This is a genomic window from Azospirillum aestuarii, assembly GCF_016632405.1.
GTDB lineage: Bacteria > Pseudomonadota > Alphaproteobacteria > Azospirillales > Azospirillaceae > Azospirillum > Azospirillum aestuarii.
Map to the genome: position 1 here is coordinate 339,259 of NZ_JAEPIV010000001.1, position 18,358 is coordinate 357,616.

An 18,358-nucleotide genomic window follows, 5' to 3' on the forward strand; every position below is an offset into this window, starting at 1 on the left:
TCATGCCACCCTTTCGATGCGGGTCATGTTCCGCGGCTGGGAATAAAGCGACGCGTGGTACTCCCGGTTCCGCAGCACGATCCGGTCCTCGGGCTTCTCGCCACGGGCAGAGCGGTTCTCCGAGACGAGGAGGTATTCGGCGCCCACATATGGCTCCAGCGCCTTCAGGACAGTGTCGTCGCCCTGCGAGCTGGACACCAGCAGGATGACCTGCGAAGCCATCTTCGGCACGAACTTGGCGGTTGATTCGCGGTACTTCGTGTCGAGCTGGCCGAAGGGGGAGTCCAGAATGAGCGGCGCGATCGTCCCCGGCATGAGGATGTCCCCCTTCGCCTTCGACCGGAGCTGTGCGAACCAGACGAGAGCCGACGTGAACGCCAGACTCATGAGCTGGTTCTCGCCGCCGCTCCGGGCGACGGGAAGCCCGCGGTCGTTGGTCAGTTCCATCGAATACCGCTCGCCAAACCTGAACTTGTAGTCCCTCCGCGCAGCCTCTTCGAGGATGCCGTTGATCTGCTTCTGGATCACCTTCCTGGCGTCGCCCTCGTATTCCGACAGCACGTCGGACAGGCGCTGGGCAGCCAGCGCGGCAAGATCGCGCCTGATGACGATACGACGGGCTCGGACGTTCTTGCTCGCTAGCTTGTCGAGGTCCCGCCTCTTCTCTTCAATCTGCCTAGCGATCTGGTCCTGCCGCGATCGGACGGCGCCACGCTCCTGGTTGAGGTACGAGATCTGGCGGTCCTTCTCGGCCCGGGCGCGTTCGCGTTCCGCGATCTCCTCCACCTTTGACCCTTCGAGCCTCTTGCCGAGTTCGCCGATCTCCTGCTCCAGGACCATGATCCGCTGAGTGTGCTTGGCAACCTTGGCCTGCGCGGCCTCAAACAGCCGCGGCGCATCCGCAGCCGTCTCGCGCAGCTGCTGCACGCGCGCCCTGGCCCTCACCACTCTGTCCACGATCTCAACGTTCGCCGCGGATCGCACCATGGCCATGACCGTCCCGTACTCCGGGGTCCCGGGTGTCAGAGGACGGCCGCAGCAGCAGCTCTTCGCATCAAGGAGGCTCCTGACAAAGTCCTCGTTGTACGGGCTTGGTATCTTGCCCTTTAGGCTCTCGTCGTCGATGTAGTCCAAGGTCTCTCGGGCGAGCTTGCGGGCCACCACGAAGATCGCCTTGGCCCCGACCCAGTCGATGACCTCCTTCTCGGCGACGGCCAACGACCTCTTCGCATCCTTGAGCTGCGCCTCCTTCTCGTCGCGCCTCTTCTGGATCTCGCGGGCAGCCTCCGTCTGCCGCAGCTGCTCGATGATCTTGTCGCGTTGGGCGGTGAGAATGTCGATCTGCCGGATGATCTCTTTCATGCGCTCAGCGTCTTGGTCGTCCCTGCGCTGGAGCTCCTCAATCTCGGTCTCAATGCGGCGCATCTCCGCCTCGCCGGGGATGCTGCCGAGATCCTTGCCGAAGTCGCGCGCGATCAGCCGGAGGTCCTCGATCGCCACGTCGGCGACCTCGCAGCCGAGCATGCTGCGGATCGCGGTGGCCACGGCGTCCTGGTTGTCGGCGGCCGCGAAGGCCTCTGCATGCTCGCCGTCGAAGAAAAAGTAAGGAGCCATGTCCTTCGGCAGCACGCTGCCGATGAACGTCTCCGGCGCGGGGTGCATCCGCTGGACGCCGCCTTCCACCTTAGACGCATGGAGCTTGATCTCCGTGCCCTTACCCGCACTCACCAGGGTACGCTGGACCAGATAGTCCGAGCCGTCCTGCGAGAAGCGGACATTCACCCCGGCGACGTTCTTGCCCTCGGCCGCGGCCTCGTGGTTGAGGATCTCGTGCTTGCGCTCGAACCTGGCCGTTGTCGCCCCGTAGAACACCCACATGATCGAGTTGAGCAGGGTGGTTTTTCCCACGCCGTTCTCAGCGTGGATCAGGGTCACGTTTCGCTCCCTGTCTGTCGAGCACTCCAGCGTCTGGTCGCCGTAGAACTGGCGGAAGTTCTTGAGTTCTATCTGGTTAAGCAGCACCTTCGGCCTCCTTGGCTTCGACGGCCGCGAACCTTTCGGCCCAATTCTCGACCAGCTCCCGCACCTCGCCCCTGCGTTTTGAGGTCGCGTTCTTCTGATCGGTCGCGTAGCGCCGCTCCACCTCCATTACCTTCGATAGGAAAGCCTTGAGATCCTCTTCGCCTACTGCCATGTGCCGTTCCCCACTCTCCGATCGCGTCGCAGCGCAAGGCGATACTCGCCTGCCTGGGTACCACATCCGGTCGTACATGCAATCATGGATATAAGTCCATGTCCAAAGGCAAGCCTTCGGACATTGGTGCAAGAAGGCCAGGCTAATGAGAGCATGCAGATGTGTGGGTCGGTCGGGTAGATCGGTGGAACCGACGGAGGTGTAGGGTTGGAGCTTCTGGAAAACGGACTTCCTGACGCCCCGACTGTGAATCAGCACCCAATTAGCCTCCTAGCTAACCCGCTCCAGCGCGTTGAAAAGACTTGGGAAAGATCTGTTCAGGTGACATGCAAATCGGGACCTCGCCTAATGGGAAAAAAATTCATGCATCTGCAGAGAGTTACATTGGCTTAGAAAGAGGTTTTCGCTTCCGAGCCGGTTAACAGAAACGGTGGCGCGCACGGTCGAGTGCTAGGCCGTATTGGCGAAGTTCAGAGCCATAGAAGGATCGCCGCGATCGTGATCATGGCGAGATAGTTGGCGGCGCGCTTCTCGTACCGGATGGCGATCCGGCGGAATTGTTTCAACCGATTGATCAGGCGTTCGACGCGATTGTGTTCCCGATAGGGGTTGCGAACGAAAGCCGGGTCGGGCCGTTCAGTTGCTCTTGGTCGGGATTGCCGGCGTGATGCTCCGCCGTCGCAGGGCGGAGCATCACGCCTTCGGCGATGTCGTGCGGTTTGGAGTGCTAGGATTAGACATCGGCTTGTTGCTCGGCAACAATCCCGACTCCCGCCATGCCACCACCATTGGCGTGCCGATCAGCCGCACGACGCTGATGCATCATGTGCGTGCCGGCGCGGCCGAGTCGGCACGCCCGTCACGGTGCTGGTTACCTCCACCATCGCAGGAAACATTGGATCGTTGCCAGCAACCATGCCGTACAGCAGAGCGAGGATCGCCCTGATCACAGCCTCAGGTCTGCATCGCGCAGTGTCACGACTGCCTTTCCGTCCTTGGGACCGGCGGCGGCCTGCGGACCGCCGGTCCCAAGGACGGGATCGGCGGCGCGCCCATTCGCCAGGAGCAGCCGTCATGTCGGTTTGTTTTACCATCGCCCGCGCCAACCAACTCACCGACTACCTTGATGAGGACGCCGTGCTGCAGGCTTCGCCGCTGCCCGTCGCCACGCCTACCGACGCTGCGGTCAACAACACGCTCGATGCCATTGTGTTACATTGCCACCGCTGGGCACGCTGCGGCCATTCCGCGCGCCACCTTGAACACATTCAGACCCTGCTCGAGGCGTTGCGCCGGCACGCGTACACCCTGCAAATCGAGCTCCGGGATGCATTTGAGCGCGACATCGACGAGCTGGTAGCTCGAGGTGCCCTTCATGTCCATCCGACCCTGACGCGCCCGGTCCTCCACTTCAGCCCGAAGCGCGTCGGCTCCAGTCGAGCGTCGGCGCTCTCCGAACCGCGGAGATGAGCCCGGCGAGGCAGCTCCACGCCGGGTTCCCGCATTATCAGAAGGACAGGATCATGCCGAACACCGCATCCGTCCGCAGGGTAGCGGCCGATGCGGCCGCGCCACTGCCCCCGGCAGCGGTGGTGAGTGCCAATACTCTGATCGGGCAAGGGATTGCCCGGCTCGTCGAGCGCGCCGCAGTGGCCAGCGCTGTCGACGTCTGTGAGTCTCTGCGGGGGCTCGACCCCGTGGTCGGGCACGGCATCGTGGTGCTGCATGCGCCAAGCGTCGACACCGGCACTCTGGTCGATGTCGCGCAGGCGCGGTCCCTCCACAGCACTCAGGTGGTCGCGGTCGTGATGCCGCCGGCGCAGGGTGGGAGCCTTGCCGCGGTGCTCGCCGCCGGCGCTGATATCCTTCTCGCCGGCACCGAGACACCGGAGGCGCTACGCGACGCCGTGGCGAGCGTAGGCGCCGGCTTCGGGGCAGTATCGAAAGGCTTCACGCGGGCACTTGCGCTGGCGCCGATTGTGGGCGGCGACGAGCAGGCGACGATCTACCCGGCGTCCGGCCCTCTCGGGAGCCTCACCCCACAGCAGCGGACCATTGCCGCGCTGATCGCCCAGGGACTGCCGAACGCGGCGATCGCTAGACGGCTCCACATCAGCGAAGGGACGGTAAAAGTGCACATCACCGCAATCTTCCGTGGCACAAAGGTGCGGAGCCGCACTGAGCTGGTATGCCATCTGCTGGGCTCGGTCCCACGACTTGCCGGGACGACGGGAGGCCCGCCCTGATGACCGATGCGCGGCCCTCAGGGCGACGTTGCTGCCACCGTTTTACCGGCGCCTCTATGGAATGCGGTGTCGGTGTCCTACGCCGGAACGGTAGCCGCGTCACCTCGCGGCCTCGTCGACTTCCGGCGTCCGATACCCGCAGCCGATGCCGATGCGAGGGAGGGTGACGGCACGGCCGTTTCGCCGCCGTTCGGCCCCTCGCGCACGGCGGCATCGCGTTCCGCGGTGAGACGGACGACCGTCCGGTCAGCCTCGATGCGCTTGCCCTGCTCATCATCGTAGGCCTGTCGCAGCCGCGCCACGTCAGCAGCAGCAATCTTGGCTTCAGACCGCGCTTCGGCGGCGCGCTCAGCGGCCACGCGCTCCTCCTGGAGCTTGTCGTCTCGCAGCGTGCGGGCTTTCAAATGCGCCCAGTTGTTGGAACGGCTGGTTCCGCTGGAAAGTTCGCCGTTGGATGCCTACAGATGGTGCTACGGCGTCACGTTGATCAAGTCATTGGTATAATCCTTCGCGCCAGGGACTTGCAGCGCCGCAAGTGAGCTATTCTTCGGGCTGCTCAATCTCCTGACACATCGCCACCGCATCCTCGCGGGCTGCCCGGACCGTCCGGTACAGCCGGACGAGCGCCGGATCAACATCGCCGGAGGCGCCGTCGCTGGCGGCGAGAATGCGATCGACAGCCGCAGCCAGATCGCACATTCCATCGTACAGCGCCGTGGTGATGAAATCCCTGCTGTGCCAGCTCATGCCTTGCCCCTTCAAACCAACTGCTGCGTGATGAAGCGCACATCTGGCGGCTGGCGCAGGAACTCGTGATCGCGTAGCACCTGGACAGCCGCTGGAAACCGGGTCGTCAGCCGTGCCCGCTCATGCCCTGTCGCCGCATCGAACCATTCCTGGAAGCGCTCGCGGTACATGTCGGTCTCACCGATCGCCCGGTGTACACGCGAAGCGGCGCCCGTCGGCGTACCAATAAGATCGACGAACCAACCTTCGGCCGCAGATGCTATGAAGAGCAGACGCATTTCGAGGGCGGCCTCTTCGTCATCGCGCGGGAACAGGGCCAGGATCTCGTTTGCACGAGCGCGGATGCGGGTCGGCACGTCCCGGTCAGCCACACGCACCGCCGCGGCGTCGCAGTTGGGATCGTCGAACAGGCGAACGCCGAGCCGCTCATACGCCATGGCGATCAGCGGCATCCTCATTGCCATCGCGCGGATCGCCGACTGCGGCAGGCAGACGCTGCGCTCGTACCAGCGCGTCAGAAGATCGACAGCCGCATCCTGCCAGCCGTCAGCGGTGTAGTCACCCTCGTCGTCGGTGACCCACTCATGTACCATCTCGCCGGACAGGATGCTGAGCCCGTAGACGAAGAGTGCGTTGCGGATGAGATCGCGGGCGCGGTTGTCGGTTTTGAAAAACCGGCGATCGCCCCAGGCTGCGTGCATTGCCGCCCAACGCTCTTCGACCGCGAGATCCTTACGCTGCACGCCTACGAAGATCTGGGCGTTGACGGGGTATGGCTCAAACTGGAAATCATCGAACGGAATGGGGCGGACCTCCATCTCGCGGCGGATGATCTTGCGGTTCGGCTTGCCCGATGCCAGGGCGCCGCGCGGCGGCGCGATGATGATCTGGTTGGCCATGTTCTGTGCCTCTGTTCGAATGTTCGGATATCTGTCTATCCATACTTCCCTATGTCCATATGCACGGATAACCGGGGGCGACAAGCCCCCGGCCATTTCTTATTTGTTGCTGACAGATCAGACACGGACATAGCGCCTTACCCGATTACCGCTTTCGCGGATCTGCCTGACCGTGAACCCGCGGTGGGTCAGCATCCCCGCAACCCGGTTGGCGTCACGCTGCGTCTGCTCCTTCGTCTCGATGCCAATGTGCGCCAGGAATGCGGAGACCGAGATGCGAACCTCGAGAGCGGCGAGCTTCGCCTTGAGCGCCGTCTCAAGATTGGTGATCTCCAGGTCGAGGACCGAGTTGAGCTTCTTGTCCGCGGCGCGCTCTGCCTTCTTCTGGGCGATCAGCTTTTCCTGCCATTCAATCGTTGTGGCAGCCGTCGCGGCTTCGCGCTCCTTGTCTTCAATGTAGCTGTCCAACTGCTCATCCCATACATCGCCGATGTGGCGCTCGCGCTGCGCCTCACCGGCCATCGCCTCGGTCTTCTTGTCCAGCCACCAACGCTTCTCAGTCAGGAACACTTCGACCGCCTCGCCCCACAGCAGATCACGGTCACGCTGTAGGAGGCCGATCTCGACCTTCTTGGCAGTGATCGGCCAAAATCGGCGGTTCCCAGTCTCATCGCGCAGATACTGAGCGTTGTTGACGGTGCCAGCGAACAGGCAGGTGCGCGGCAGATCCTCGACACGCTGGTTATAGGGGCGCCGGATCTTGTCAATGCGTGTGGTAACGAACGCTTTGACGGTGCTGACCTCCTTCTTGCCGAGCGCGTCGAGTTCGGCGATCTCGATGATCCACCTGCCCTCCAGTTGCATCGCCGCGTCCTTGGAGCCCAAGTCACCCAAATGGTCGGTGAACCAATCTTCGATCGGCATGAGATCGCGGATCGATGTGGACTTGAGGAGCCCCTGCGCGCCCTGGATGACCAGCATGTTGTCGGCCTTGCAGCCGGGACGCAGCGCACGCGCCGCAGCCGCCGTCAGCCACCGCTTGCCGACCTCGGCGTGGTAGTGATCGCACGGCGTCCCGTAGATGATGCTCAGCCACTTGTCCAAACGCGCCTTACGGCCATCGGCGATCCACTTGGCGTGGCACGCCTCAAGGTATTCCTGGACCGGGTTGACGCGGTGCTCATGCGCGATCACCTCGACCGCCGAGCCGACGGTCTCGCGGTTGACAGGGATGCCTTGCTTCTGCATCCAAGCGGTGCACAGCGTGTCGTCGCGGTCGTTCCAGTGGCGGCGCTGGAACGGGTGTTCCTTGCCGTCTTCGTCCGCCTCGGAAGCAATCCAGGGTGCGCGCTTTGCCATCATTGTCTTGCGGGCGATTGCATCGTACTGCAGCACGCCCCTCATCAATTCGTGCCCTCGCAGGATCTGCAGCGCGTTGTGCACGTTGCCGACCGGGGCGCCGCGCTCGGAGACGACCAACGCCTTCTGCCAGTCCTTCTTGTTGGCCTCGGCCAGATTGCGCCTGCGCACGGCGGCATTCGCCTCAATCTCGGCTTGATCGGCCTCGTCAGCCCGCATCTTGTCACGCACGGAGCGATTGATCGACGCAGCTCGGATCTTGAGGGTTCGAGCGATTTCTTCGACGAGCGTATCGTATTTGATCCGGTTGCTGCGGAAGATCGAAACCAGCGAATCCAACGCCATGCCGGAAGCCAGGCGCTCGGGGGTGCCCTGAGCAAATTTGACAAACCAAGCGGCGGAGCCGGCTTCGATCGCAGACGGAAGGGTATCGTCACCGTCGCTTTCGACGGTCGCGTGCAGCGAGTCCATATTGTCGATCCTTACCCGCCGGGGTCGCTTCTTCCATTCCCGTGGGCATCGGAGACAGCGCATTCAGCGCCGTGGCAATTGCGAGTATATATTTAGGGAACGGGTGAGTCTCATAGTGCCGTTGTGCATCGGTGGATGCTGACAATATTTTTTTAGCGCCATAACCCGCTCCCCACAAAATCGGCGTGTCAGCACAAAATTTTGGGCCGCCGCTTGCCGCAACGATGGTCGGCGTCTACAGTTACGTGCATACAGAAATACAGATGCCTGACCAGCTACCCAAACGACAGGAGGACGCAACATGGCCCGCACCGTTCGTCGCAGCGCCGCCCATCTTGCGGAAGAGATCACTCCGCCGGTCGATGAGCGATTCGGCGCTGACTTCGACGCCGCGGCTGCCAAGACATTCACCCCGAACGCCGCGCCAGCCGTCGAAACCGATACGACGACACATCGCAAGCCGCGCGTCGGCAAGCCGCTGATGGCCGGTGAACACGGCGTGACTCTGAGTTGGCGGATGCCGGTGACGTTTCGCAACCGCATCCGCGAACGCATCAAGAAGGAATCCCTGGATGGCGGCGCGTTCGAGGAGTTCGAGGTAACGCCCACGATTCAGGATGTCGCGCGCTGGATCGTCTCGGCCGCGTGCGAGGATCCGGAGCTCTTCGTCAAGCTCGCGCTGAAGGGGAGGAAGCACAGTGCTTAAAGTCATCTCATTCAACAAGACCAAGGGCGGCGCCGGCGCTTCGACCTCCGCCCACCTGCTGGCCAATGGCTTCGGTCTGCTGGACGTGGACTGCTGGCTTTTCTCCACCGACCAAACTCGCGAGGGCGAGAGCCTGGTGCCGCCGAATGCAAGCGAGGGCCGACCGTACGCGTGGCTGGACGGGCGGGATCCGAAGGTCCTGGGCCCGGCAATCCGCAGGCTCGCCAGCCGACCGGGCGTGGTGATCGTTGACGGCGCGGCCAACCGCGCGGACATCGACAGCCTCATCGTGCCGCGTGCCGACCTGGTGATCGTGCCGACGATGCACTCGGAAGGCGACTTCCGCCAGCTCAAGGCCGACCTCTCCTATCTGACCAACCCGGCGAAGATAGAGCGCGTCGGCGACTTGGCCATCCAGCGCTCCGCTTGGCCCTCGGGCGTCAGCGAGGATGCGGCGACCGCCGAGCTGCAGGCCTACATCCCAGCCGACCTGCACGGCGCCCTGCTGCCGCCCATCCCTTTCCGCTCGGCAGCGCGGCGCTTGGACCGCGAGGCCGTGCCGATCGACTACCGCCTGAGTAAATTGTGCCAAGAGCAGGCGAGGGCCGTCATCGCCTTCGCCAGGTGGAACCTGCTGGCACTCAAGTCGCCGAGTTCGGCGCAACCAGCCAAAGTAGACCCCAAGCCCAAGGCGAAGGCAAAGACCTCCGCTCTGGTCCAGGCCGACGGGCGTGATGAGAACGGATATATGAATATACCGCTGCCGATGTGACGGCACGGATTAAGCCCACGGAAGCACGCCCGACACCTCGTCGGGGGAGTCCGCCGGTCGCCATGGCCTTATTCGGCTTTCTTGAGCCCAGGTCATTCTTATCCCAGGGGAAGTCGATCACGCAGCTTCCTTGAGCGGCTTCCCCCCGTGTGACCGCAACGTGCCCCGCTGGGGAAGGCCGCCGATGCTGTAGCGGAGGCAACATTTACCCATGGTGAGGTCTGGGGTACGCCACATCAACACCGCCTCCAAAGCTTAGCGAAGATCTTTCCAGCCCCAAGTTGGCCCGCACCCTCGCCGGCCTTGGGGCTCGACCGGACCTGCTCGACGACCTCGACTGCGGCGCCGCATAATCCCTGCGCAGGCCGACCTAACCACCCCTGAGCCAGCCCACAGACGTTGCTCGCCGACCAAGGGGCGGCCATCTTGCGACTTTGACCTCGGAGCGGCGCCTCGGCAGCAGACCTGTGTAGTCAGCCTCCACCAAAATGGAAGTTGTTGCAAAATAAATCCTTCCACTATGGTGGATTCCGACATTTCCCAATACGTCCGCCCAGTGCTTTTTATCGGCAGCCACAAAAAGGGAAGGCGCACTGGAAGACGATAAGCAAACGTACCTGCGGCCCTTATTGCTTATCACCCTCAGTGCTTCGTCCTTCGGAGGTATTGGGACATGAGCAACGCTTTCGGCGCAGAACGCGACTTCACGCACCTTTCGCCTGTTCATCGCTTCGTCCGCGAGAAGGACAAGGCGCTCGCTCATATTAAATACGTTTCGCGCCCGAACGCCGTGCGCCACGCCGAGGATATGATCTTCGTTGGCGACGTGACCGTGGACGGCGTGAACCGGTCCGGCGTCTACCGCTACCTGGGACCAGATCCGGACACCGACACGGGCATCGCCGGCGCCGTCGATGCGCAGCTCTACGCCCATCGCCTCGCCATGATCGACACCGCGCAGAGGCTGGTGCGCGAGGAGTTCGCCGATCCGGACGATGAGGCGCCGGACGATGAGGAGGACCTGTCCGCCTGGCAAGCCGCCAAGAAGCGCACCAAGGATGACCCCCGCAAAGCCCGCATCGACAAGTGGATGCTCCCCCTCCCCGCGTGGATCAGCGAGGAGCAGCAGCGCGAACTCCTGGCGACCGTGCTGCATGAGATCACCGCCGGTGGTCGCGCAATTGCATATGCCTGTATACACAGAGACAAGCCCGGAAACCCGCATTCACACATCGTCTTCTACGACCGGATGGAGACCAGGGCGTCGGCAGAGCGCCGCAAGGCGGAGCGTGGCGGCAAGCGGGCCCGCCGCGAGTTCGTGCTGTCGTTGAGCGATACCGACGCTCACATGCGGCTGCGTCAGCGCTACATGGAGGTCGGCAACGCGTTCTTGGAATCCTTCGACAGCGGCCACCGCATCGAGGTCCGCCGGTACGAGGATATCGGGATTGACCAGGAGGCTACGAAGCATATCGGCAGCCGCCGCAAGGCCGTCGTAGGAAAGCAGGAGACGGCAGCGGCAATCGACCGCGGCGAGTTTGCGCACCCTGGCCAGGATACCTACCGCAGGCTCAAGGCCCAGTATCGCCGGCAGTACTCCGACGACGATCCGCTCGTGGCGAACCCCGTGATCAAGCGAGCGAACGAGCGCAAGCGCGAAGCTGAGGCGGCGCTGACCGAGGCGGCGGTGATCCGTGGACAAGCGCAGGAGGACCGTCTGGCGCGCCTCACCGCCGACCGCGCCCGCGCCATCGCGGAGAAGGATGCCGAAGAGGCTCACACCGCCGCCAAAGATGCCCGCGAGCGCGCCGCCGAGCAGGCGCGCATTGCCAACGCCGCCGTGGCCGAACTGGAGCGCGTGCGCCGTCAGGCCGCCGACGACGCCGGCGCCTTGGTGCGCGAACGGATCGAGCTGCGCCGCAAGGCTGGTGAGGACGAGCAGTCGGTGCATGATCGTGAGACCCACCTCGACGCACTTCAGCAGACGGTTCGGATCCTGTGCGAGCACGTCAACTGCGAAGTCGACGATCTGTGGGAGCGGATGGACTACACGCCGGCGCAATGGGCGAAGGCCATGCACGACCGAATCCAAACCGAGCATCGTGCCGAGATGGAGCGGCAGGTCAAGGAGGCCGACCGTCGCTATAACGAGATGTACCTGAAATGGCAGCATGCCAGCACCGAGCAGGCCGCCGCCAGAAGGGCGCTCAAGGTCGAGACGGTCAAGCGCGAGGAGGCCGAGGGCGCGGTCGAGAAGCTGCAGCGCACCCTACAGCGGCTGCTCGGCGAGCGCTCCGCCCTGTCGTCCGGCCTCGCCATCATCGCCAATGGTTTGGACCGGTGGGAGTGGGCTAAGCCCATCGCCCGGGCCATCCGCGCCATTCTGCCGGACGACCAGAGCAAGATGCCAGCCGATCTCGACGACAAGCTTGAAGCGCTTGCCAACGTGTTCAAAACGATCAGCGACGGCGGCACAGGCAAGGCGAAACCAGTGCATGCAGAGTCGATGCAGCCGGTTGCCGAACGCGTCCGCAGGTCCGTGCCGGTGAGCGGGAAGACCCGGTTGATCCATACGGCGGGCCGCGCGATCATGGACGCGATCCGACCTGACCCGGAACCTGTTGATCTTCCGGAGATGGTGCGGATACCGATGCCATCGGCATCACTCACTCGCCTGCACTCAGACCACGGCGAACGGTGAACTTGGATATCCGTATGTCTGTATTTCTCTAGTGGCCGAGGTAGAAGCCCCAGTCATCACATGCTCAGCGTGACAACGCCCGCTTGATCACCGATCATACCTTCAGGAGGATCACACATGGACCCGAAAGCCCTGTTTGAACCCACCCCTCACCCAGTGCGCCTCGGGCCGGACGGGAGCCCATGGCCCATGTGTCCGTGCGGCGAATTTCAGGCAACATCGACCGGATGGGCCGGCTGGCGCGGATGCCCCTGCGGCGCCGCAACGGGCGAAATCACCAGCCTTGGAACGCCGCACTGGCAGCTGCAGGACCGGACGCTCATCAATCAACGGCACGAGGCCAGGCAGGAGCGCCGCGGTCGTTGACTGCTGTTCCCATGCCCGACCGAACGGCACGTGTGGGTGCCCGGCACGAATTCAGCCCATACCGTCAGATCACATTCATCGTCGGCGCGCCCAGCTCCAGAAAATCGGGCTGCCAGATGAACGATGACGGCCGATGTGCCCACAACTTCTGACGCCTTGCCCGCGTACAAATCCTGCGTCAGCACCGTTGCGATCTGTTCCGCTGTGGCGCCGATAGGCTCAGGCTTGCCGCTCATCGGTCATATCCGTCTCAGGCGGCATCAGAGACGGATATGACCGGCGCGGATTCCGACGTTAGCACTCTCGGAAGCGGTCGCAGATCCGCTCAGAGGTGGAGGCGTGTTGGCACCTGGCACCGCGCCGGCCGGTGGTGCTGCACGGGTGTTGACATGCAGACCCGTGACACTGGGGCTGTTTTGGAGCCAATCCGTGTGACACCGCGCAAACCCGTGACATCAAAATACACAGAACAATCAATGGCTTGCTCCCTGTCCTCGGTCATCTGTCACGGGCGTCTCAGCGACTTTCAAAGCTACCTTGCGACAAAGAACATTTTCTTTTCCACCACCCCAATCTCACCCCAAAATATATAACTTTCCTGTCCCATATATCATGGAAACACCTGTGACACCCGTGACAGATATATAAAAATCGAGCATTATCAGGGATTTAAGGTGTTAGAAATCTGCGGAGTGTCACGGGTCTAAGGCTGGTTTGTCACGGGTCTGCGTGACACTCCGGCGCCCCGGACGGGGCGGATCCGCGCCTCACGGCCGTCCGTCCAGCGAGAAATCCGGCAGATCCTCGGCGAGCGCCATGTTGTGCCCACCGACACGCACCAGCGCGCCGGCCTAATCGATGAACGTGCGATTAGGGTCCGGGGATCCTGTACCTGCCCGTGGTGTAGGAACCGAGGCGCCCATCAGTTCTGAGCCCATCATAAAACGGGGGCAACCGGGTCTCGGCTGAGGTATAGCTGGTTTGATGTCCGATTCGCCTCCGCCCGAGACGTTGCACCAGAAGGTGTAGCTGCGCGACGCCCGTTCGGCGGTGTGGCGCCAGGAGCGGGTGGTGGACCGCCTGTCGATCGCCGATTTGCACTGGGTCATCCAGGTGCTGAGGGGTTGGAACGATGAACACCTGCACCGCTTCCGTATCGATGGACGGTGCAATGGAATTTCGGTCATCGGCGCGCTGCACCTTGGTGAGGACGCCAAGGCGGTGCGGCTGGCGCGCTTCCGGTTCCGGCCCACCGAGAGCTTCCTCTACGGGTACGATTTCCGCGCCGACTGGCGGATCGACATCCGCGTTGAAAAGGTTATGGCAGCTGTGCCCCGGCCGCCACATCCGGTCTGCTTGGCCGGCCGGGAGACCAGCCCGCCGGACGCATGCGGCGGCGGCCCTCAGGACTTCGCCGACCGGCGGCGGACGGCGACCGGCTGGACATAGCCGAGGATCTGGACACCGTCGCCGCCGTTTGGCGGAGGGAGACCGATCCGCTCTCGACGATCCCGACGCGTGTCACGCCTTCGAATGGGCGGTGACCCGGCTGGAGGTGCGTCGGCCCTTTCCACCCGGCGCCTTCAAGCGTGCCGCGGTCAACGCCGCTCTGCGGCAAGCGTTACCGTGGAGCAGGGCCCGGAATGATCCGGATGGCGGTGCAGGTATTGTTCATTGCGGAGAATGGAGAGCGGGACGTTCACGGGGTGGCCCGGCTCGACCGCGGCGACCTTGTCCTGGAAACGTTGGGGTTGTCGCTGGCCGAGGCGGGGCGTGACGGCGGATTCCACCGGGAAGGCGCGGTGATCACGCGACCTTGCGGGTGACCGGCACGCCCAAGCTGGTCATGACGTTCATGAACCTTGCAGCCGACGACCGCTTCAACCTTCTGCGTGGGCAGAGTCCAAGCGCGCAGACTGCGTCCGATAAGAACCTTGTACCTAAGCATTGCCACCTCGGCCAGGGAGCGGCGGCCGTACTGGACCGCCGTCTGCCACCCGAATTTTGACCCGGATGCTCTGAACCCATGAGCCCGGCGAACGGCACGGCGCGACAATGTCTTCTATCATCTCGATCTCGCCTTCGGTGGACGCCTCGCGGCATGGCTGGGAAGGCGCCTGATGATGCCGATCATCAAGGACATGCCTCTGCGCACCATGCGGCGGCACGGCCTTCTCGCATTCCTGCCGCCCTCGGCCATCAGTCGCCGACATCTCACGGGAACGCCAGCTGTGCCTTCATGGATGCCATGCGCAAGTCGATGCGCCTGCCCGAATCCAGGGCATAGCCGCGGCGTCATCGCTCAGAACTCACCGCCCTTGGGCGAGCCCAGCGCGGTTCAGCCCGATTTCGACATCGAACTCCTCCAGAGCGGATTGAAGAGTGTTCAGCCAATATCCGGACATATAAACCTTGTCAGTCATTCCCTCAGGTTTATGACCAAGCAATGCTTTAATGAGCCCGTCGTTGATCCGTTTGTTCAACAGGTTCGTGTTCATAGTCGTCCGGAAACAATGAAAATCTTTTCCCTTGTCGTACACACCGACGTCCCGTCTGTATCTTGTCCAATCCATGGTAAAATGGTGGGAGAGCGTGTCGAACGAACCGCCACGCTTTACATCCGGGAACAAACGCTGGACGCCACGCTGGCGTTGCTCTTCAACGTACTCCAGGAAGCCCAGCTTCTGAAGCCGAGAGTGCACCGGCACGGGACGTGCGCACCATGGACGCTTGAGCCGCCGGCCCGTGCCGGAACGGATGTCGAGGAACGGAACTCCTTCGATCTCTTTCACGTCTTCGACCCAAAGCTGCAGGATCTCCTCCATGCGGGCGCCGCTGTAGGTGCCAATCAACGGCACCCAATAGAGGCTGTCTTTCAGGATCAACGAGCCCGGTCGATGGCGTGCCGCTGCCGATTCACAGCCAGTCCAAACGGGGGTGGCGAATAGGCTGTGCAGTTCCTCCTCTGTGAAGGCGACGCGAACAATTCGCCGGTTCCGCTCGACATCAGCTTTCGAATACAAAAGATCGTCGAAAGGTGTTACTTTGTTACCACCCCGATATGCACGGCATTTGTCGAGGATGACGCGCAGAAATGTGAGATGCTTATTGACGCTCTTGAGCGCTAGGCGCTCTACTCGATACGCCGCATCCTCATCATCGGAATCTCCGGCTCGCCCAAGACCATGAATGTTGTCGGGACACACGACGCCATTGTTGATGGCTGTTTCCAGTTCATCGGCCAGAGCAATGGACTCTTGCAACGACTTCCCCGCGAACCGTCCCTTGCCATGCAAACGAGGAACATCGCGAAGAGCCAGTTTGAACTGCATTGCGTCATGTTCACTGATTTCATGCAGCAGAGGATCGCGGCCCAAAAAGCTTACAAACAATCTTACCGCAGTGCCGGCATCCCGTATCGACTTGTCATCCCACGACGCATCCTTCTTCTCTTTGACGCAGTATTTAAGTGCTTCCGACAAGGCAATGCTGGGCTGGCTGGGCGCGGCATTTGCGGGTACGGTCGTTTCGACGGGCAGAGGGGGTGCATCTGGTCGGACAGCCCCAGCATTCATCAGTATGTCCAGTGATGCATCATCTAGGACGGACTCATAATTCCCAAGCTCTCGCTGTGCATTGATCCGGTGAGCTTCGGCGGCCGTCCGGAGGCAGCCTCGTTGAAGTAGCCGAAAGTCTGCGTCCGACGGTGCCAGTGTAGGCGCCCAACGATTGAGCAGGCTCTTCGCCATGTCCTGCGCCAGTTCGAGATCGTTGTCTCGTGCAGCGCGCTCCAAGAAGCGAGACAGTCCTTGGTAGAACGCTGCTCGGTCCTTCGGTTTGGCCAAGTCGTCTGGTAGCCCGCCATGACTCAAGCGCTCGACGCCGTCGTCGCCGCCACAATCCCCAGATGAATTTCCATCAGTCACTCTACGGGGGCCTTTTGGCATGCGCCCAAGCGGTTGCTCTTCGACAAGATCAACGTCATCAATGGTCGGCATCGCGGAGATCGGTTCACGCAGGATCTCCTCGAGGGAACTCTGTACCAGAACGGAATGGTTGGTACCGGAACGCAGCGGTGGCAGCCCAGACCTCTGGGGCGGAGCGCGGTGCGCCCGTTCGGTTTCAGCCTGAAGGAGCATGTCATTACGAAGCCTGGCCAAAAGCCCGCGGATTGTCTGATCGCCAGGAGGGTTGGTCATCGCGCGAATCTCTTCCAGTGCAAAGTCCAGCGCGATCCCACGGTAGACCGCGAGGCGCCGATCACTGGTACCCAGCGACAGCCCGAATATGGCCTTCTGTCCGGAAGAAGAAAGATCGCGCGGCAGACGGCGGCGCCAGTACCAAGCCCCATTGCGTAGGTGCAAGTGCGAATGACGGGCCACGGTGCGGACTCCTCGTCGGCCATCGCGGTGTCACAGCTTGGTGTAGCAGTGCGACACAGCGACAGCGTTGCGGGGTGCGCGCCGCCCGTAAGCTCTTGAAAGTGCTGGCCGTTTGGAGAGGGTGGTTGGGGGACTAGGATTCGAACCTAGGCTGGCGGAGTCAGAGTCCGCTGTCCTACCGCTAGACGATCCCCCAGAGGTGTCCCCGCCAAATCAACGAGCTAACGCCAATCTGGTCCAGGATCACATTCCTCATGACGCCGCTGCCATCGCTGGTGCGGGGCACGTTGTGGAGCAGATCCGGCAGCAGCGTCAAGCCTTCGCTTTCGCATATCCACTCCTGGGACCGTGGGCCACGAGCGGCGGGCTTGCGTCGGATGGAGGGCCGCCGCATTGAGCCCTTGCGGCGCCAACCCTAATGCAGAAGACGATTATAAATAATGGCAACCAGCGTGGCAGTCTCTGCCACCAAGAAAACATTTTTCTAATCTAAAAACTCTCGCCGTTACAGCGGCATAGCAGATAAATGCGTGTTATTTGTCAATTCTATAGTAACGTTACATTTTGATTTATGTTGCGTTGGGGTTTTTTGGAAGCATATATTCTGAATTGTCGCTGTTCCGGGGGCTCAGGGATGGGGCGGGCGAGCCCGCAGTGGAGGTGCTGGACTGGGCGGGAAAGCCGCTCGTGTTCCGGTCGCCGCCAGCTGAGGGTGGGCATCGCCGCACTCGCTGAGGACTTGTAATGCGGGCTCGGGTCCTTCGTCAGGCAGGTGAGAACCAAAACAATGAGAACCGGATACTCATTGCGCACATGGCGCGACCTATTCCGAGCTGACGGGCTTCCGACCTTGGAAGCCTGCACGGCGCTTTACGTCGTGCTTTGGACCATCGAAAAGTTCGATGAGGAGGATTGGTTCGTTATCACGCCTGAAGGCGAGATTCTCATGGAATGCAATTTCCCCTACGAACACGATGACGGTGAGATTTACTGCTTGGCCGAGGATGTCGAGTGGATTCCGGAGCATGAGCGCATCAGCATCGCTGCTCAGCTCGGGAACATCGCTCCGCCTCTACCTTCTCATATCGAGTTTTGGGACGGAGAGGGCCTGTGATGGAGACCCCGCTCGAAAGCGCGAGTGTGGCCGCCCGCGCGGCCCTCGTGATCCTGGAGACGCTTCCCTCTCGAATGGAGACGCCGAGATCGATCCCGATCCTGATGGAAGCCTGCAATATCCTCTGTTCGGCGATCCGTGTGCTTGATGAGGGGAACGCAACCGAAGGCACGTTGCCTCTGGTCGCCCACATCATCCTCCAAGCGGCTCGCGCTCTCGAAGTGAATGAGCCGCCCATGAACATCCCGGTTGAGGACCGCCGCCTTGCGGTTGTCCTTCTGTGGGCCCAGGCGAGAAAAATCATGGACCTGCACGCCGAGGGTGTACCATGAGCCGCCAAGAGTCTCATTGCCCGGCATGTGGGCTGAACCGCCTGCGTACGCGCCACGCCAGCCGGGTAT

16 protein-coding genes, 1 tRNA gene and 2 pseudogenes are annotated in these 18,358 nt (G+C 62.3%); 9 read left to right on the plus strand and 10 right to left on the minus strand.

All coding sequences use genetic code 11. The features are described from left to right. The 3 genes and pseudogenes from JJL56_RS01530 to JJL56_RS34040 all read right to left on the minus strand — a co-directional run. The gene (locus JJL56_RS01530) at nucleotides 1-2,022 is read right to left on the minus strand and encodes an AAA family ATPase (RefSeq protein WP_200483912.1); all 2,022 of its coding nucleotides are present in this window, start codon (nucleotides 2,020-2,022) and stop codon (nucleotides 1-3) included. Next, nucleotides 2,012-2,194 (minus strand): hypothetical protein, encoded by a 183-nt coding sequence (locus tag JJL56_RS01535; protein WP_200483913.1) that lies wholly within the window; start codon nucleotides 2,192-2,194, stop codon nucleotides 2,012-2,014. The genes JJL56_RS01530 and JJL56_RS01535 overlap by 11 nt, the downstream gene beginning before the upstream one ends. A 470-nt stretch (nucleotides 2,195-2,664) precedes the next feature. Next, nucleotides 2,665-2,878, minus strand: a pseudogene (locus tag JJL56_RS34040) (transposase); the annotation flags it as partial. A 390-nt stretch (nucleotides 2,879-3,268) separates the two neighbouring features. Here JJL56_RS34040 and JJL56_RS01545 point away from each other — a divergent pair. Both JJL56_RS01545 and JJL56_RS01550 read left to right on the plus strand, forming a co-directional pair. Then, a complete protein-coding gene (locus JJL56_RS01545) occupies nucleotides 3,269-3,664 on the plus strand; it encodes a hypothetical protein (RefSeq protein WP_200483914.1) in 396 nt (131 codons plus the stop codon). Between the two features lie 53 nt (nucleotides 3,665-3,717). Further along, complete coding sequence (locus tag JJL56_RS01550; protein ID WP_200483915.1) at nucleotides 3,718-4,440, plus strand: LuxR C-terminal-related transcriptional regulator; 723 nt, start codon at nucleotides 3,718-3,720, stop codon at nucleotides 4,438-4,440. A gap of 77 nt (nucleotides 4,441-4,517) precedes the next feature. Here the strand turns inward: JJL56_RS01550 and JJL56_RS01555 are convergent, their stop codons facing one another. The 4 genes from JJL56_RS01555 to JJL56_RS01570 all read right to left on the minus strand — a co-directional run bounded on the left by JJL56_RS01555 (nucleotide 4,518) and on the right by JJL56_RS01570 (nucleotide 7,916). Further along, on the minus strand, nucleotides 4,518-4,799 hold the full coding sequence (locus JJL56_RS01555) for a hypothetical protein (RefSeq protein ID WP_200483916.1): 282 nt from the start codon (nucleotides 4,797-4,799) through the stop codon (nucleotides 4,518-4,520). Between the two features lie 181 nt (nucleotides 4,800-4,980). After that, entirely contained in the window at nucleotides 4,981-5,187 is a 207-nt protein-coding gene (locus JJL56_RS01560; protein ID WP_200483917.1) for a hypothetical protein, read from the minus strand. An 11-nt stretch (nucleotides 5,188-5,198) separates the two neighbouring features. Beyond that, on the minus strand, nucleotides 5,199-6,086 hold the full coding sequence (locus tag JJL56_RS01565) for a hypothetical protein (RefSeq protein WP_200483918.1): 888 nt from the start codon (nucleotides 6,084-6,086) through the stop codon (nucleotides 5,199-5,201). A 117-nt stretch (nucleotides 6,087-6,203) separates the two neighbouring features. After that, entirely contained in the window at nucleotides 6,204-7,916 is a 1,713-nt protein-coding gene (locus JJL56_RS01570) for a virulence-associated E family protein (RefSeq protein ID WP_200483919.1), read from the minus strand. A 301-nt stretch (nucleotides 7,917-8,217) separates the two neighbouring features. Between JJL56_RS01570 and JJL56_RS01575 the strand changes: the two genes are divergently transcribed. From JJL56_RS01575 to JJL56_RS01595, 5 genes are all read left to right on the plus strand, one after another. Beyond that, nucleotides 8,218-8,622 carry a hypothetical protein gene (locus JJL56_RS01575; RefSeq protein ID WP_200483920.1) on the plus strand — a complete coding sequence of 135 codons (405 nt, stop codon included), beginning with the start codon at nucleotides 8,218-8,220 and terminating at the stop codon, nucleotides 8,620-8,622. Continuing rightward, nucleotides 8,615-9,394, plus strand: coding sequence for a hypothetical protein (locus tag JJL56_RS01580; RefSeq protein WP_200483921.1), 780 nt, complete (start codon nucleotides 8,615-8,617; stop codon nucleotides 9,392-9,394). Before JJL56_RS01575 ends, JJL56_RS01580 begins: the two co-directional genes overlap by 8 nt. 673 nt (nucleotides 9,395-10,067) lie before the next feature. After that, on the plus strand, nucleotides 10,068-12,095 hold the full coding sequence (locus JJL56_RS01585; RefSeq protein WP_200483922.1) for a MobA/MobL family protein: 2,028 nt from the start codon (nucleotides 10,068-10,070) through the stop codon (nucleotides 12,093-12,095). A 1,395-nt stretch (nucleotides 12,096-13,490) separates the two neighbouring features. Further along, nucleotides 13,491-13,910 (plus strand): plasmid pRiA4b ORF-3 family protein, encoded by a 420-nt coding sequence (locus JJL56_RS01590; RefSeq protein ID WP_282188914.1) that lies wholly within the window; start codon nucleotides 13,491-13,493, stop codon nucleotides 13,908-13,910. A 194-nt stretch (nucleotides 13,911-14,104) separates the two neighbouring features. Then, a complete protein-coding gene (locus JJL56_RS01595) occupies nucleotides 14,105-14,287 on the plus strand; it encodes a hypothetical protein (protein ID WP_200484345.1) in 183 nt (60 codons plus the stop codon). On the opposite strand, the pseudogene JJL56_RS01600 reads toward JJL56_RS01595, so the two are convergent. The 3 genes and pseudogenes from JJL56_RS01600 to JJL56_RS01610 all read right to left on the minus strand — a co-directional run. Next, nucleotides 14,268-14,466: pseudogene (locus tag JJL56_RS01600) on the minus strand (IS5/IS1182 family transposase); the annotation flags it as partial. The gene JJL56_RS01595 and the pseudogene JJL56_RS01600 overlap by 20 nt on opposite strands. A gap of 304 nt (nucleotides 14,467-14,770) precedes the next feature. After that, nucleotides 14,771-16,843, minus strand: coding sequence for a DUF6538 domain-containing protein (locus JJL56_RS33870; RefSeq protein WP_200483924.1), 2,073 nt, complete (start codon nucleotides 16,841-16,843; stop codon nucleotides 14,771-14,773). Nucleotides 16,844-16,965: 122 nt separating this feature from the next. Beyond that, nucleotides 16,966-17,039: transfer RNA gene (locus tag JJL56_RS01610), tRNA-Gln, on the minus strand. Nucleotides 17,040-17,693: 654 nt separating this feature from the next. On the opposite strand from JJL56_RS01610, the gene JJL56_RS01615 reads away from it, so the two are divergent. Both JJL56_RS01615 and JJL56_RS01620 read left to right on the plus strand, forming a co-directional pair. Then, the gene (locus tag JJL56_RS01615) at nucleotides 17,694-17,957 is read left to right on the plus strand and encodes a hypothetical protein (protein WP_200483925.1); all 264 of its coding nucleotides are present in this window, start codon (nucleotides 17,694-17,696) and stop codon (nucleotides 17,955-17,957) included. Beyond that, the gene (locus tag JJL56_RS01620) at nucleotides 17,957-18,289 is read left to right on the plus strand and encodes a hypothetical protein (protein ID WP_200483926.1); all 333 of its coding nucleotides are present in this window, start codon (nucleotides 17,957-17,959) and stop codon (nucleotides 18,287-18,289) included. Before JJL56_RS01615 ends, JJL56_RS01620 begins: the two co-directional genes overlap by 1 nt. The last annotated feature ends 69 nt before the right edge of the window (nucleotides 18,290-18,358 follow it).